This window comes from Sulfuricystis thermophila (assembly GCF_004323595.1).
Taxonomy (GTDB): Bacteria; Pseudomonadota; Gammaproteobacteria; order Burkholderiales; family Rhodocyclaceae; genus Sulfuricystis; species Sulfuricystis thermophila.
In genome coordinates this window covers 2353175-2369180 of sequence record NZ_AP019373.1, presented here as the reverse complement: position 1 = coordinate 2369180, position 16006 = coordinate 2353175, and the positions used below count along the sequence as shown (strand labels likewise).

The window sequence follows — 16006 nt, the reverse complement described above, 5'->3', positions numbered from 1 at the left end:
GCCTGGCGGGAGCCAGGGGACAACGTTATAGGGTCAAGCGACGAAGTGCATGTGGTGGATGCCTTGGCGATCACAGGCGATGAAGGACGTTGTAGCGTGCGAAAAGCTTCGGGGAGCCCGCAAACAGGCTTTGATCCGGAGGTGTCCGAATGGGGAAACCCACCCGCGAGGGTATCGACATCTGAATCCATAGGATGTCGAGGCGAACCGAGGGAACTGAAACATCTAAGTACCTCGAGGAAAAGAAATCAACCGAGATTCCCTTAGTAGTGGCGAGCGAACGGGGAAGAGCCTGCAAGAGATAGCTGCTGCGTTAGTGGAACAGTCTGGAAAGGCTGGCCATAGAGGGTGACAGCCCCGTACGCGAAAACCCGGCAGTGGGACTGAGCTTGCGACAAGTAGGGCGGGACACGAGAAATCCTGTCTGAAGATGGGGGGACCATCCTCCAAGGCTAAATACTCGTGATCGACCGATAGTGAACCAGTACCGTGAGGGAAAGGCGAAAAGAACCCCGGGAGGGGAGTGAAATAGATCCTGAAACCGCATGCATACAAACAGTGGGAGCCCCTGCTTCAAGCGCTTTGCGCTTGAAGCGGGGCAGGAGTCAGGGTGCAGGGTACAGGGTACAGTGGGTTGTACGCCGCAAAGCGACGTGCTTTTGCTGAAACCTGAAACCTGAAACCTGAAACCTGCCCCTGCTTCAAGAACTAGAGTTCTTGAAGCAGGGGTGACTGCGTACCTTTTGTATAATGGGTCAGCGACTTACGTTCAGTAGCGAGCTTAACCGGATAGGGGAGGCGTAGGGAAACCGAGTCTGAATAGGGCGATTGAGTTGCTGGGCGTAGACCCGAAACCAGATGATCTATCCATGGCCAGGATGAAGGTGGGGTAACACTCACTGGAGGTCCGAACCCACTACTGTTGAAAAAGTAGGGGATGAGCTGTGGATAGGGGTGAAAGGCTAAACAAATCTGGAGATAGCTGGTTCTCCCCGAAAGCTATTTAGGTAGCGCCTCATATGGACACTGCCGGGGGTAGAGCACTGTAATGGTTGGGGGGGTCATTGAGATCTACCTCGCCATAGCAAACTCCGAATACCGGCAAGTGATGTATGGGAGACAGACACCGGGTGCTAACGTCCGGTGTCGAGAGGGAAACAACCCAGACCGCCAGCTAAGGTCCCCAATGATTGGCTAAGTGGTAAACGAGGTGGGAAGGCATAGACAGCCAGGAGGTTGGCTTAGAAGCAGCCACCCTTTAAAGAAAGCGTAATAGCTCACTGGTCGAGTCGTCCTGCGCGGAAGATGTAACGGGGCTCAAGCCAATAACCGAAGCTGCGGGTTCAGGATTCAGGTTTCAGGGTACAGGAATCAGTATGACGCTGAAGTTCGATGATCTGGAGGTGTTCAAGCGTGCCTATGCGATTTCCTTGGAGATCCACCGGGTGAGTTTGACCTTCCCGTCGATCGAGCAATATGCGCTATCTGATCAAATCCGACGCGCGAGCAAAGGCATTTGTGCCAATCTTGCGGAAGGATTTGGCAAGCAAGCGCATTCCAAAGCGGAATTCAAGCGTTTCGTGCACATGGCGATTGGGAGTGCAGACGAGATGCGGGTATGGCTGAGATACTGTAAAGATTTGGGCTACATCGATGAGGTGGCCTGGCAGCGCTGGCGAGACGAGTATGAAGTGATCGCCAAGATGCTGACGGGGTTATCGAAGACACTGTAACCCGTATCCTGTAACCTGAATCCTGGACGGTAGGGGAGCGTTCCGTAGGCCAGAGAAGGTGGGGTGGGAACCCTGCTGGAGGTATCGGAAGTGCGAATGCTGACATGAGTAGCGATAAAGCGGGTGAAAAGCCCGCTCGCCGAAAGCCCAAGGTTTCCTGCGCAACGTTCATCGGCGCAGGGTGAGTCGGCCCCTAAGGCGAGGCCGAAAGGCGTAGTCGATGGGAAACAGGTCAATATTCCTGTACCGATCACAGATGCGATGGGGGGACGGAGAAGGTTAGCTCAGCCGGGTGTTGGACGTCCCGGTTTAAGCGTGTAGGCGTGCTGCATAGGAAAATCCGTGCGGCTAAGCCAAGGCGTGATGACGAGTGGTCTTTGACCGCGAAGTGAGTGATACCCTGCTTCCAGGAAAAGCCTCTAAGCTTCAGTCTGTGATTGACCGTACCGCAAACCGACACAGGTGGGCAGGATGAAAATTCTCAGGCGCTTGAGAGAACCCAGGAGAAGGAACTCGGCAAATTGACACCGTAACTTCGGGAGAAGGTGTGCCCCGAGTACGTGTAGTCCCTCGCGGGCGAAGCGGAAAGGGGTCGCAGAGAATCGGTGGCTGCGACTGTTTAACAAAAACACAGCACTCTGCCAAGTCGAAAGACGACGTATAGGGTGTGACGCCTGCCCGGTGCCGGAAGGTTAAGTGATGGGGTGCAAGCTCTTGATCGAAGCCCCGGTAAACGGCGGCCGTAACTATAACGGTCCTAAGGTAGCGAAATTCCTTGTCGGGTAAGTTCCGACCTGCACGAATGGCGTAACGATGGCCACACTGTCTCCTCTTGGGACTCAGCGAAGTTGAAATGTTTGTGAAGATGCAATCTCCCCGCGGCTAGACGGAAAGACCCCATGAACCTTTACTGTAGCTTTGCATTGGACTTTGACGGGACTTGTGTAGGATAGGTGGGAGGCTGTGAGGCGCGGTCGCCAGATCGCGCGGAGCCGACGTTGAAATACCACCCTGGTGTCGTTGAGGTTCTAACCTGGGCCCCTGAATCGGGGTCGGGGACCGTGCATGGCAGGCAGTTTGACTGGGGCGGTCTCCTCCTAAACGGTAACGGAGGAGTACGAAGGTCGCCTAGGCACGGTCGGACATCGTGCTCATAGTGCAATGGCAAAAGGCGGCTTGACTGCGAGACCCACAAGTCGAGCAGGTGCGAAAGCAGGTCATAGTGATCCGGTGGTTCTGTATGGAAGGGCCATCGCTCAACGGATAAAAGGTACTCTGGGGATAACAGGCTGATTCCGCCCAAGAGTTCACATCGACGGCGGAGTTTGGCACCTCGATGTCGGCTCATCACATCCTGGGGCTGTAGCCGGTCCCAAGGGTATGGCTGTTCGCCATTTAAAGTGGTACGTGAGCTGGGTTCAAAACGTCGTGAGACAGTTTGGTCCCTATCTGCCGTGGGCGCTGGAGATTTGAGAGGGCCTGCTCCTAGTACGAGAGGACCGGAGTGGACGTACCTCTGGTGGACCGGTTGTGACGCCAGTCGCATCGCCGGGTAGCTAAGTACGGAAGAGATAAACGCTGAAAGCATCTAAGCGTGAAACTCGCCTCAAGATGAGATCTCCCGGGGACTCGATCCCCCTAAAGGGTCGTTCTAGACCAGGACGTTGATAGGCTGGGTGTGGAAGCGCAGCAATGCGTTAAGCTAACCAGTACTAATTGCCCGTGCGGCTTGACCCTATAACCTTGTCACCACAACGCCAACCCCGTTGTGCCCCGACAGCACAACCCACAACAATCATTACCCCCCCCCACACACACTTCTTCCAAACCCCCTCCGCAAAAATCACCCCAGTTTCAGTCTGGTGTCCATAGCGTCTCGGTACCACCCCTTCCCATCCCGAACAGGACCGTGAAACGAGACCGCGCCAATGATATTGCCCCCTCCGGGCGAGAAAGTAGGTCAACACCAGACTAACCCCATACAGCAACGCCCCGTCCCACCCCCGGCGGGGCGTTGTGCAAAAAGAGAAGCCCGCTGATCGTCAGCGGGCTTCTTCCGTTTACAGACGCGAAATTGGCTGCGAGCCGGATGGATAGCCGCCGGATGGATGGCCTATTGGTTCAGATCAGCACCAGGTTATCACGGTGGATGAGCTCTAATTCATCCATGTAACCGAGCAGGGACTCGATTTCACTGCTTGGACGGCCGGCAATTTTGCGCGCTTCATTGCTTGGATAGTTTGTCAATCCGCGGGCAATTTCGCAGCCATTACCATCGAGACAGGCAATGACCGTGCCGCGATCGAATTCGCCACGAACATCGCGCACACCGATAGGCAATAGACTCTTACCAGATCGAAGCGCGCGGATGGCGCCATCATCCAAAACAACAGCGCCGGCAACACGCAAATGATCCGCAAGCCACTGCTTTCGTGCGGCAAGGGGCGTTTTATGGGCACGCAGGCAGGTGCCGAGCGGCTCGCCGTGAGCGGCACGGATCAACGCATCGGATTCGCGGCCGCTGATAATCAAGGTGTGAGCACCACTACGGGCTGCGCGCTGCGCCGCTTTGACCTTGGTAATCATTCCTCCCTTGCTGATGGCAGTGCCGGCGCCCCCGGCCATGGCTTCGTAGCTACGGTCTTCGGCGTCTCCCTCTGAAATCAGTGTGGCATTGGGATCCTGCCGCGGGTCTGCAGTGAATAGCCCCCGTTGATCGGTGAGGATGATCAGCGCTTCCGCCTCCACGAGGTTGGCAACGAGAGCGCCCAAGGTGTCGTTGTCGCCGAACCGGATTTCTTCGGTGACGACGGTGTCATTTTCGTTGATGATCGGCACGACGGCGAGGTCGATCAAGGTATTGAGGGTGGAGCGGGCATTGAGATAACGGCGGCGATCAGCCAAATCATCATGAGTGAGAAGAATCTGTGCGCATGTCAGTCCGTGTTGGGCAAAAACGGACTCATAGGCCTGGGTCAGCCCCATTTGACCAACGGCAGCCGCGGCTTGCAGTGCATGAATGGCATGGGGGCGTTTCGTCCAGCCCAGCCGCTGCATACCGGCGGCTATCGCCCCCGAAGAGACGAGCAGAATTTGCCGGCCAGATTTGTGAAGCTGTGTGATCTGACGTGCGCAGTCGGCGATGAATTCGGATGAAAGGCCGGCACCGTTATTGGTAACGAGTGCGCTGCCGACCTTGACGACGAGTCGGCGGCATTGAGCGATGTCGTTACGCATGATCTGTCGCGGACAAAAGTTGCATGATTCGTTGGCAAAGCTGCTGACATCCCTCACCGGTTGCCGCGGAGACGACGAAAGCGGGCGATGGGTTACCAAGCCCACGTAGTATCGTGTTCACCCGTTCCTCGCGTTCATCCTCGGGGATCAGGTCGATTTTATTGAGAACGATCCAGCGCGGTTTGTGAAACAGGGCTTCGTCGTAATTGCGTAGTTCCTGGACGATTGCTTTCGCATCAGCCACCGGGTCGGCGTCAGGGTCGGGCGGTGCAATATCGATCAGATGCAGCAGCAGCCGGGTGCGCTGCAGATGCTTCAAAAAACGGTGGCCCAGCCCGGCGCCTTCGGATGCGCCACGTATCAAGCCGGGAATGTCGGCAATGACGAAGCTTTGGTTTTCTGCCACCCTGACGACGCCGAGATTAGGATGCAAAGTGGTGAAAGGATAATCTGCAACCTTCGGGCGAGCTGCAGACACAGCGCGAATGAATGTCGACTTGCCCGCATTCGGCAAGCCCAATAAACCCACGTCTGCGAGCAACTTAAGCTCCAGCTTCAGCTCGCGGGACTCCCCCGGCGTACCGGGTGTGAACTGGCGAGGAGCGCGATTCGTGCTCGACTTGAAGTGCAGGTTTCCCAGGCCGCCGGAGCCGCCTTTTGCGACGATGGCAGTCGCGCCATCATGGTCCAGATCGGTGATGATTTCGCCCGTGGACAGGTCCGTGACGACTGTGCCGACTGGCACGCGCAAAACAAGATCGCTACCGCTCTTGCCGTAACAATCCGCGCCTCGCCCATTTTGTCCATGCTCGGCACGAAAAACACGCGTATATCGGTAATCGATCAGCGTATTGAGGTTGCGGTCCGCGACCATGACGATGTTTCCGCCGCGGCCGCCATCGCCACCATCGGGGCCTCCGCGCGGGACGTATTTCTCCCTGCGGAAGGAGACCGCACCGTTGCCACCATTGCCTGCACTGACGGAAATCAGTGCCTCGTCGAAAAATTTCATGTGAGCAAAAGAAAAAGCCCCATCCAGCCGGACAGGGCTTCATGAACCGATCCAGCCAAGATTCAGGCGACGGGTTCGATGGTGACGTAATGGCGCTGCATCGGACCCTTGATGGAAAATTTCACGATCCCCGTGGTTTTTGCGTAAAGGGTGTGATCTTTGCCGATGCCGACATTTTCACCAGGGTGGAACTGAGTGCCACGCTGACGGACGATGATGTTGCCAGCTGCGACCAGCTGACCGCCAAAGCGCTTCACGCCGAGACGTTTAGATTCGGAATCGCGGCCGTTACGTGAGCTGCCGCCTGCCTTTTTGTGTGCCATGGTGTGCTCCTAGACCTCGAAATCAGGCGTTGATGCTGCTGATTTCCAATTCAGTGTAATTTTGGCGATGCCCTTGGTGCTTCTGGTAGTGCTTGCGCCGCCGCATCTTGAAGATCTTCACCTTGGGATGACGGCCTTGCGAAACCACCTTGGCGGTCACGGTAGCGCCAGTGACGAGCGGATTGCCAACCTTCACGCTCTCGCCTGCGCCAACCATCAGGACCTGGTCCAGGGAAATTTCGGTGCCCACATCTGCCGGTATCTGTTCTACCTTGATTTTTTCGCCGGCGACGACGCGATACTGCTTGCCGCCGGTTTTTATGACCGCATACATGTTGGACTCCAGAGATAACGTTTTGAAGAACCGCGTATGATAATAACTTTCGTCGCGGAGGTCAATGTCGCCAGCTGCGTATGTGTCAGGGCAGCTTGCCAGCCGAGATCATGCGGTTGAACAAGATGGCCGCAGGCAACCAGACGACCAGATCGTCGAAACTGGTCGTATTGGCCGAATCATGCATGACGAAATCCGTGTTGCCGTCGAGATTGGCGAGTTCATCGGCATCGGTTGGGGTGGCGAGACCGTTTTTGCCGGTCGAAAGAATGACGGCAGGAAGTTGGGTGCCTAGGGTGGCGATACAGGCACTCGTTGTGCAGACCCGCAAGTCTCCGCCCGTGAGTAGAGTGAATCCTGTCGTGCTGTTGGAAAAGGAGGCGGTGACTCTATATCGGAACGGATTCCCCCAGGCGTCCTGACGTCCCAGGCCAAGAGTTGACCACGGCAAGATGCCCTCTTGGTTCGTGCAGCTTCCCCCACTGCGGTTTTCTATTCCATCCCCATCGGTGTCCGGGCAAGGTAGATAGGGTCGGCCATCACTGGCGGCATGACTGGCGGCGAAACCATAGAGCGCTTCAACGATGTCGCTCAGTTGCTTGCGGGTTTCCGCGACGTTGCGAAGATCCATCTGCGTGGAGAGCGGCAGGATCATGCCGCCGATCAGCAAGGCAACGATGACCAGCACCACCGCCATTTCGGTGAGCGTGAAGCCTTGCTGTCGAAAAGTCGGCGCTGGTGGAACGGCACGTTTCATGGAAGCCATGTCGTGAAGAAGTCGTTGATGGTGATGAGTTGGTCATTGGCGCGAGTGCTTTGGGCGTTGGTGAACCCGAGCCTGACATTTTTCAAGGCGGGAGCGTAGCACTGCTGTTCGGCAGTTGAACATGAATAACCCGCGGAACAATCGGCATCGCTGACACATGCACCTCCTCGGAGATCAAACAGGATAGGCGTGTCACGGACGTGGGCTGCAAAGCCGGGGGAAAGCTGCGCCATCGGGCGGGTGGTATCTTTCATCGCCGCGATCTGATTGGCCGTGGTGGGACTGTCCTTTAGCAGCCAGACCTCCAGCAGCCAGCTTGAGTTATGGTTGGCTGAGTCGGTCGTCATGCGAGTCAGTTCGACTCGGACATGAATGTCTTGGTTGAGAGGCGTTTGGCTGAGATTGGCGTCCAGTTTGTAAATGCCTGCTCCTTGGGTCGGTGAGAGAGGTGAAGGTGGATTTTGCGGTGGAGGTCGACTGGCCGACGTCAAGGCGGGCACGCCGTGCACGTTGTCGTCGGTGTCCGGACTGTCGCCCCAATAGACGATGCCGAAATGTCCTCCGATATAGGCGGGGTCGTTGCGAGAGAATTGCCGTCTAGTATCGATCTCGATGCCGATCTTGGGTTCGATGATACGGGGGGTGACGCCGTTGTTGCCGGAATAGCCGAGATGCTCTCCCGCCGCGCCGCATACGTTGCTGCTGTTGCGGTCTCCGTCGATGATCGCGAAAGTAAAGCCTTCGCCTCGGTCGAGAATGCGGAATCTGAAGTAGCTGCGCAGGCCGTTACCGAGGAGGTGGGTTTCGGGCGTCCAGCTGCAGCCGAAAAAATGGCTGAAATTAGCCGCGCGCTGAGAACGGCTGATGGAGAACGAGCGCCCTAGTGTCAGGGTGCGTGTAGAGGGGTCATAGGCGACGATTTGCCCGCCCAGTGCGTTGAGTGCTGGTGAGGTCACCGTGTTCAGGCTCGCCGAGGCAGGAATGCAACGGACGATGTCTTGTGCAGCCGTTTGTCCGTTACCAATGCGGTCGAGCAGGGTTGGCCCGGAAAAGTTGTGCGTGCCAGAGACGAAAGCGGTCAGGTTGCCGCCTTCGAGATAGTTCGCGGGGTTGGCTTTGTCGGCCGGAGTGACTCGCACTTGAGCGGGACCGCGCTGGCCGGCGAACAGCACGGCGCCGGCACAGGATAAGCCATTCACCGTTGCAGGTGCCGCAGTGAAGATCATTTCGCGCCAATTTGGATAGTAGTCGATCGGCGGAACGTTCTGCCCATAACAAGCGTTGTTATCCGCACCGGCGATCTTGCCGGTGCCGAGCGTGGCGCCGGCGGCGATTCCATCGCGCAGGCAGCCGACGATTCGGTCGAACAGGCTGTTGATGTCGCTGCGAAAGTTGGCGTTCCGGCGCAAAGTTTCGAACAGACCGTCGGGTGTAATACTCAAGCCGATGTCGTTCGCCAGCAATTGGCAGTCCGCTGCGTTGCAACCATTGGAGAAAAAATTGCCAGAAGATTTGAACACCTTGCCCGCGGTGTGCAATGGCTTGGGCGTGTCGGGATCGTTGGTCGGATCCGAATCTCCAGTACTATCGCTGGCGGCATTCGTTCCGCCGAGATAGTTCGTGACCCCACCCAAGGCCGTAGCGATAGCTGGATCGAGATAGTTCCGGGCATCGTAGTTGCCGCCGCACTGGCTGACATCGTCGCTGCCGGATGGACTGCGGTTCTGTCCGGGCAAAGGGGGGCCGGGAGCAAAGATGATCGCCACTGGGCGATCATGAGGACTGGCGAGAATATTGTTGAGCGAAGCCGTGCCGTTGGCGACGACGATGTCGAGCTGGCCGAGCGTATCCCAATTCATGGGAGGGGGTTGAGGCGGAGGAGTGGCGCGCTGGATACGGCTGTGCAGTGAAGAGATGATCAGCCACAGACATTCGCCATCGCCATCACGCAGCGGCCCGGTACCCAATGTGCGCCAGGGAAATCTGCCGACCACCGTCGGGCCGATACCTTTTGCATCGAAAGTCAAGCCGGTGAAAAAATTGGCGTCACAGCCTTCCAGAGCTTTACCACTTGCATCGAGGCATAGGGGGTCGAGGTTCTGATTGCGCGAGCTACCCAAATCCGGGAGTGGCAAATAGCCATAGACCTGGTCAGGTTTCCTGTCGCGCAAGGTTTGCGCGTAGCCGAGCAGCGCATCGCGTGCCTGTGCGAGTGCCGTGGTGGTCCTTTCGCGCCGCAGAGCTTCCATCGATTCGGCCGTCAGACGGTTGACGAGGACGGCTAGGGCAGCCATGACGAGCAATATCAAAAACACCAGCAGGGCGGCACCCTGCTGGAATCGCCGCATGTGCCGTCCCGTCATCGCCGACTTGCTACTTGCGATGGACGCGGATTTCGCCGGCGGCGAGACCGCCGACTTTTTCGCCACTCGCTTGATCGAAGGTTACGCCAACCTTCAGATCGACAGAGGGAGTCGCCCCGGTGGAAAGCATGGCACGGCCGGGATGTTGGCGGGAAACCGTGGTCGTCACGCCCGTGTCGTAAGCGCCTTCGGTCTGTGGCTGGCCGTTGATCCAGACGGTCGATTTGCCCGAAGATCGCACCACCACGCCATCGAGGCGCACGCTATCGCCTTCCAGTCTGCGTGTTTGCTGCACATTCATTTGGCGCTGTCGTTCGAGCGCAGAGCGCCATTCGGGTGTCAGAAACAAACGACCGAGGGAGGACTCGCCTGCCGCAGTGGTCTCAGCGCATGCCGCGCTCGCCGCGAGCGCGAGGGTGACGGGGAACAAGAACGGTATGAGCCGCATGAGCCTCATAATTTCTCCTGAAGCGTGATCCAGTCGATCTCGCAGTTGGCCTTCAGTTGGGCTGTTTGTGGCAGGGGAGAGGGAGGCAGGCGTTCGATCGTGCAATGACGCACGCTGATCAGGGCTGGCACCGCTGCCGAGAGATCGGAAAACAAACCGAGGAGATCATTTTCGTGCAGCAGCAGCAGGTCGAGTTTCATCGGGCTGACGAGGAAACTGTAGCCCCCGCTGACCGGTAGTTTCGAATCCAGCAGCCGTTGGGGCGCGATTTCATATTCCATACCGAGCAGACGACGTTTTTCCTTGATGTTGCGCAAGGCCTCGACCCAGTCGAGACGGCGTTCCGGCAGAGTGCGGCCCTGTTCGATCAGCGTACGATAGCGATCGATACGAGCACGAATCTCCCGCTCGTCCTCCTGTGCCCTTGCCACACGATTGCGGCTTTCAGCCAGCTGCGACTTTGCCTGCTGCAGCGTGCGCTCCGCTTCCTTGCCCGTCTGAATGACCCAGACAGCCATGCCGGCCGCGATTAGGATCGACAGCAGCAGGAAAGAGAGGCTGCCGATCAGTTTTCTTACCCCGAGTGTCGAACCGTCGTCCATGATCAGAGTTTGCGGATAACACGAAACACGAAACGGGGCGCCTCAGGCGTGCCTTTTTCATCGCTACTCTTGAGGGTTTTGCCCGACTGGGTGTCGAGCGGCGGTTGCATCAAGATGGCCGTCGTGTCTGGCTGGGCACTGAGATGCTTCAGGAAGTCGGCCACCACGGCGAGTTGTCCGCGCTGGTCGCCCACCATCGCAAGCGGTAGCCGGGCGACGACTTCGGCCTGGGCAAAGGGGCCGCGCAGCGACTGGGGTACCGGGGCCGTTTTGCCGCCAACATAGGCGATGCCGTCGGCAGGAAGGGGGGACATTTGCTCGTCGATGCTCCATTCGATTCTGTCGATGCTGATGGCTGGGAAGACATCGAGCGAGTGGCTGATCTGTACCAGCAACGGTGCGGGGCCTTGGGCGCGCAGCACGATCTGGTCGTAGCGGTCGATGAGCAGACGCAGATCGTCCGGGCTGATCGGAATGCTGGGCAAAGCCTGCAGCATCGTCGCATAGCGTTCCTGATTGAGCCGTGCTTGGAAGCCGATCTGTTCGATGTCGTCGCGGAGCTTCAGAATGTCGAGGCCACGGTTGGCGGCAAACAGGATGCCACCGGCGAGAATCAAGGCGCCGGCGATTCTCAGTCCGAACCGGGCTTGCCAGAGGCGATAAAAACCGAGCGCTTCTGCCGGCGCAAACTGTTCGCGCGGCGGTTGTTTTTCCAGCAAGTGACAGAACAGCACTTCCGCCTGCGAGTTGGCGAGCGGCGTGCGCAGGCCGGTGCGTCGTGCGTTTTCCGATAGGTCGAGAATCTCGAAGTGCAGGCTGGCGTTGCTCTGGCAATGCGCGCGGATTGCCGGGGTATCCAGAGGATGGGCCAGGATCAGCGTCGTGAGCGGCTGGTCACGCTCGATCAGGCGCTGGCTGGTCAAATATTGATGCATTTTGACGGCTTCGCCCGCTGCCGCGGCGGCCAGGGCGTCGGTGGCATCGTGGATCAGCGGGGTCAGACGCGAGAAGCGCATCCGACCGCCGTCGAAAAATGTCTGCCGCAAACCCGCATGGGTCAGCGTGAGCAGCATCAATTGTGCAGGCGACTTCGCGGGCAGCAGGCCGCCGACGGTTTGGGAGAGCGCATAGATGCCGGCGAGAATCGCCTGGCTGCGCCGGAATTCGGCAAGCCACGGCTCGAGATGTTGCGGTTGGGTCAGTGCCATCAACAGCAGGCGCTCGTCACGTCGTCCGGTTTTCAGTCGTCCCTGTGACTGGGCGACGGCGTAAGGCGTACCGTAAAAATGCTGGGCCAACTTGCGGCGGATGATGGCCTGCCGATCCCTCCCCGTCGTGTAGGGGATGTCCTCGGTCTGGTAGCTTTCCTCGGTGGTGTCGGCGAGGAGCATGAACAGACTGTGGCGGTGCTCCGCAAGATAACTGCCGAATGCCGCCAGGCCGGCTTCATCGCCGGCGAAACTCGCCTCGTGCAGCACTTCACCCCGTTGCACCCGGTAGGCGGCCAGACGCGAGTTATCGAAAAATAGGACGCGGCGCTGCGGCATGTTCAGATTTTCAGCTTGGCAATCGCATCATAGATCGGCCCGAGCACGGCCAGCATCACCCAGCCGAGGACGGCGCCGACGATGATCGTCAGAGCCGGTTCGATCAATGACTGGACGCGGGCGATCGATTCGCGCACATCGCGTGTGTAGAAATAGCTGACGTTCGTCAGCGCCGTGTCGAGCGAACCGGTGTTCTCGCCGATACGCAACATGCGGATCACCAGCGGCGGGAACAGACCGACATTTTGAAAAGCGATGGTGATTCCCTGTCCTTCGCCGATCATGGCTTCGACGCGCTGCAAGCCTTGGCGAATGACGGTATTGCCGACCACATCCTGTGTGGTGCGGAGCGAGTCGAGCACGGAAATGCCGGAGGCATACATCAAGGCGAATACGCTGGCGAAGCGCGCCAGGATGATCTTCTTGAAAATCTCGCCGAGCCAGGGAAGCGACAATTGCAGGGCATCCAGGCGCAGCCGGACCTGCGGATTGGTGCGCGCCGCCGCGGCGAGCGTTATCCCGACAACGATCGGCAGAGTCAGCAACACATACCAGTAATTGACGAAGAAATTGGATGTGGCGATCAAAAGCTGTGTGTGCAACGGCAGCTCTTGCCCTATGTTCCTGAGAAAGACCACCATCTTGGGTACCAGGTAGAGCATCATGAACAGGGTGACCAACACCGCGACGACGAGAAGGAACACGGGATAGGTGACGAGCTTTTTCGTCTGCGCCGCGAGCTCGTCTTGCCACTTGAGGGATTCGGTGAGATTGTGCAGCACCTGCGGCAGCTTGCCGGTTTCTTCGCCGGCCCGGATCAAACTGACGAATACACCATCGAAAATGCGTGGGTGCGCGGCCAGCGCCTGCGACAGCGTCTTGCCGCCCTCGACGCTTTCGATCAGGTCGGCCAATACCTCACGGAAACGCGGGTTGTCGATGCTGTCGCGCAGGTCGGTCAGGCTGTCGATGATCGTCACGCCCGCGCGCATCAGCTGGTCGAGATGCAGACAGAAAGCGATCAGCTCACGTCGGCCGATCCGATTGCCGCCAAAATTCCCGCGTCTGACCGGTGAGCCATCGATCAAGTCGAGGCCCATGCGCTTGAGGCGCATTTCCAGATCGACGAGGTTCAGGGCATCGATGCTGCCCTGCACGACCTTGCCGGTCTGGTCCATCGCTTTGTAGGCGTGCAGCGGCATTTACATGCGCTCGGTCAGATCGATCACCCGCAAGATTTCCTCGAGCGAGGTGATGCCTTCGACGACGCGCCGTTGGCCGTCGTCGGCGAGCGTGCGGAAGCCCTTTGCCTCGGCGGCCAGGCGGATCTCACGATGCGTGGCGCGCCGCAGGATCAGATCGTCGAGATCGTCGTCCATGCGCAGGATCTCCATGATCGCGATGCGTCCACGGTAGCCCTGGAATTCACAGCGCTCGCAGCCTCCCGGATGATAGAGCACCGGCAACGGCCGCACATCTTCGATACCCAGCAGGCGCAGCTCTTCGTTGCCGGGTGTGTAGGGTTTGCGGCAGTGAGGACAGAGTTTGCGCACCAACCGCTGAGCGATCACACCGATGATGTTCCCAGCCATGATGTCGGGCAGCACGCCGATGTCCAAGAGGCGCGGTATGGCACCGAGCGACGAGTTGGTGTGCAGGGTCGAGAACACCTGATGGCCGGTCATCGCCGCACGAAAGGCCATGGCGGCAGTATCCGCATCGCGGATTTCGCCAACCAGGATCACGTCGGGATCCTGGCGCATCATCGAGCGGATACCGTTGGCGAAGTCGAGTTTGGCGGCTTCGGCCACCGAAGTCTGGCGGATCATCGCCATCGGGTATTCGACCGGATCCTCCAACGTCATGATGTTGATGCTCTCGGCATTGATGTGGTTGAGCATCGAGTAGAGCGTGGTCGTCTTGCCGCTACCGGTGGGGCCGGTGACGAGGATGATCCCTTCGGGGCGCGCCAGCATGCGCCGTAATAGTTCGAGCTGCCAGGTGTCGAGACCGAGGCGGTCGAGCGGCACGATCCCCTTTTGGCGGTCGAGGATGCGTAACACCATGTTTTCGCCGTGAATGGTCGGCTGGGCCGAGCAGCGAAAATCGATGTCGCGTCCGCCGATCGTCATCGTGATGCGGCCATCCTGAGGCGCGCGCATTTCGGCGATGTTCATCCCGCTCATCACCTTGAGGCGCACTGCCATCGCCGGCCAGTAGGATTTGTGCAGGGCGCGTATCTGGCGCAGGATGCCATCGATGCGATAGCGGATGCGCAGGAAGCTCCCCTCCGGCTCGAAATGGATATCGGAGGCTTCGCGTTTGACGGCATCGGTGAGCAGCGCATCGATCAGGCGTACGACCGGCTGACTGTATTCGTCCGACGCGGTAGCCAGGCTGCGGAAATCGATTTCCCCCGTTTCGATCTCGTGGAGGATGCCATCGATCGAGAGTTCGTAGCCGTAGTGTTGATCGATGGCACGTGCAATTTCGGATTCTCCGGCCAGCACCGTGTCGATGACCAGGTCCGGTGAAATCAGCGCACGCAATTTGTCGAGCGCGACGAGATCGTTGTGATCGGCGATCGCCACGGTCAGTTTGTGCAGCTCCGCGACATAATCGAGGGGCAACAGGCGGTGCCGACGGGCGACTTCCTTGGGGACGAGCTGTAGCGCCGCCGGGTCCACCGTGGCGCGTGACAGGTCGATCGATTTCTGCCCCAGCGACTCGCCAAGGGCGTCGCGCAACGTCGCTTCCGAGACGAAGCCCAGGTTGACCAGCAGCTTGCCGACCGGCAGGTTGGATTTCATCTGCTCCAGCAGCGCGATGCGCAGCTGGTCTTCGCTGATGACGCCGCGGGCGATCAGCACCTGGCCGATGGGCTGGCGCTGAGCCGTGGTGTTCATGGCCGATTGACCTGTATCCATATGCTCCCGGTTCAGCGGCCCTGGGCTGCCTGGAGCGCCTGCAAGCGTATCTCAGCCTGGGCGGGATCGAAAGTGGCGAATCCCGAACGGGCAGCCGCCAGCGCGCGTGCGTAATACTGGGCGGCCAGACGATCCTGGTGCAGGTGATCGAGACTGACTGCCAGGTTGTAGAGATAGTCGGCATTGCCGGGATCGGCGACGTGAGCCTTGAAAAATGCCTGCTGGGCATCCGCCCAGCGCGATTCGGCAAGATACAGGTTACCGAGTGCGAAATGCAGATGCGGCGAATCGGGCTGTTCGGCCAGCAGACCCTTCAAACGGCTTTCCGCTAGCCGGGGATCGATGGGCGGATTGAGCGCGAGCAGCCCGGCGTTGGCGACCGGGTTTTTCGGATCGACATCGATCGCTTGTCGATACAGCTTTTCAGCCAGATCCGGCTTCCCCTCCTGTTGCGCGAGCCCGGCCAAGCCGAGCAGGGCATCGAGGTTGCGGGCGTCGCTTTGCAGCACCTTCAGCCAAAGCGTGCGGGCGAGCTCGTTTTCACCGCGGCTGAAGGCAGCGTAGGCGGCTTCCTGTGGGTCATCGATCCTGGCGGGTTGTTTGCTGAGCCGCACCGGGGTATTCGGCATCGCGGTTGCGACCGAGGAGGTATCTGGCTGACGAGGACGCTCGGGCGTCTTGGATGCATGGGTTGTGCCTGGAATGACGCTGGAT

At 58.8% G+C, this 16006-nt stretch carries 12 protein-coding genes and 2 rRNA genes; 2 read left to right on the top strand and 12 right to left on the bottom strand.

The window, feature by feature from the left end; genetic code table 11:
• Nucleotides 1-31: 31 nt before the first annotated feature.
• Nucleotides 32-3470 (top strand): 23S ribosomal RNA (locus tag M52SOB_RS11930).
• Nucleotides 3471-3591: 121 nt separating this feature from the next.
• A 5S ribosomal RNA gene (gene rrf / locus M52SOB_RS11925) occupies nucleotides 3592-3705 on the top strand.
• A 149-nt stretch (nucleotides 3706-3854) separates the two neighbouring features.
• Here the strand turns inward: rrf and proB are convergent.
• From proB to M52SOB_RS11865, 12 genes are all read right to left on the bottom strand, one after another.
• Nucleotides 3855-4970, bottom strand: a complete 1116-nt coding sequence (gene proB, locus M52SOB_RS11920; RefSeq protein WP_131112013.1) for a glutamate 5-kinase — start codon at nucleotides 4968-4970, stop codon at nucleotides 3855-3857.
• Entirely contained in the window at nucleotides 4963-5982 is a 1020-nt protein-coding gene (cgtA, locus tag M52SOB_RS11915) for an Obg family GTPase CgtA (RefSeq protein ID WP_131112012.1), read from the bottom strand. Before cgtA ends, proB begins: the two co-directional genes overlap by 8 nt.
• A gap of 62 nt (nucleotides 5983-6044) precedes the next feature.
• Nucleotides 6045-6305 (bottom strand): 50S ribosomal protein L27, encoded by a 261-nt coding sequence (gene rpmA, locus M52SOB_RS11910; protein ID WP_131112011.1) that lies wholly within the window; start codon nucleotides 6303-6305, stop codon nucleotides 6045-6047.
• Nucleotides 6306-6327: 22 nt separating this feature from the next.
• Nucleotides 6328-6639: a 50S ribosomal protein L21 gene (gene rplU, locus M52SOB_RS11905; RefSeq protein WP_131112010.1), complete on the bottom strand. Its 312-nt coding sequence runs from the start codon at nucleotides 6637-6639 to the stop codon at nucleotides 6328-6330.
• Between the two features lie 85 nt (nucleotides 6640-6724).
• On the bottom strand, nucleotides 6725-7396 hold the full coding sequence (locus M52SOB_RS11900) for a prepilin-type N-terminal cleavage/methylation domain-containing protein (RefSeq protein WP_131112009.1): 672 nt from the start codon (nucleotides 7394-7396) through the stop codon (nucleotides 6725-6727).
• Nucleotides 7393-9768, bottom strand: coding sequence for a hypothetical protein (locus M52SOB_RS11895; protein WP_131112008.1), 2376 nt, complete (start codon nucleotides 9766-9768; stop codon nucleotides 7393-7395). The genes M52SOB_RS11900 and M52SOB_RS11895 overlap by 4 nt, the downstream gene beginning before the upstream one ends.
• Before the next feature lie 10 nt (nucleotides 9769-9778).
• Nucleotides 9779-10069 (bottom strand): hypothetical protein, encoded by a 291-nt coding sequence (locus M52SOB_RS11890; RefSeq protein ID WP_131112007.1) that lies wholly within the window; start codon nucleotides 10067-10069, stop codon nucleotides 9779-9781.
• Nucleotides 10070-10221: 152 nt separating this feature from the next.
• Entirely contained in the window at nucleotides 10222-10818 is a 597-nt protein-coding gene (locus M52SOB_RS11885; protein WP_131112006.1) for a hypothetical protein, read from the bottom strand.
• A gap of 2 nt (nucleotides 10819-10820) precedes the next feature.
• Nucleotides 10821-12365: a hypothetical protein gene (locus M52SOB_RS11880; RefSeq protein WP_131112005.1), complete on the bottom strand. Its 1545-nt coding sequence runs from the start codon at nucleotides 12363-12365 to the stop codon at nucleotides 10821-10823.
• Between the two features lie 2 nt (nucleotides 12366-12367).
• Nucleotides 12368-13567, bottom strand: coding sequence for a type II secretion system F family protein (locus tag M52SOB_RS11875; protein WP_131112004.1), 1200 nt, complete (start codon nucleotides 13565-13567; stop codon nucleotides 12368-12370).
• Complete coding sequence (locus M52SOB_RS11870; RefSeq protein ID WP_131112003.1) at nucleotides 13568-15271, bottom strand: GspE/PulE family protein; 1704 nt, start codon at nucleotides 15269-15271, stop codon at nucleotides 13568-13570.
• 32 nt (nucleotides 15272-15303) lie between these two features.
• A complete protein-coding gene (locus tag M52SOB_RS11865; protein ID WP_172601832.1) occupies nucleotides 15304-15906 on the bottom strand; it encodes a tetratricopeptide repeat protein in 603 nt (200 codons plus the stop codon).
• Between the last annotated feature and the right edge of the window lie 100 nt (nucleotides 15907-16006).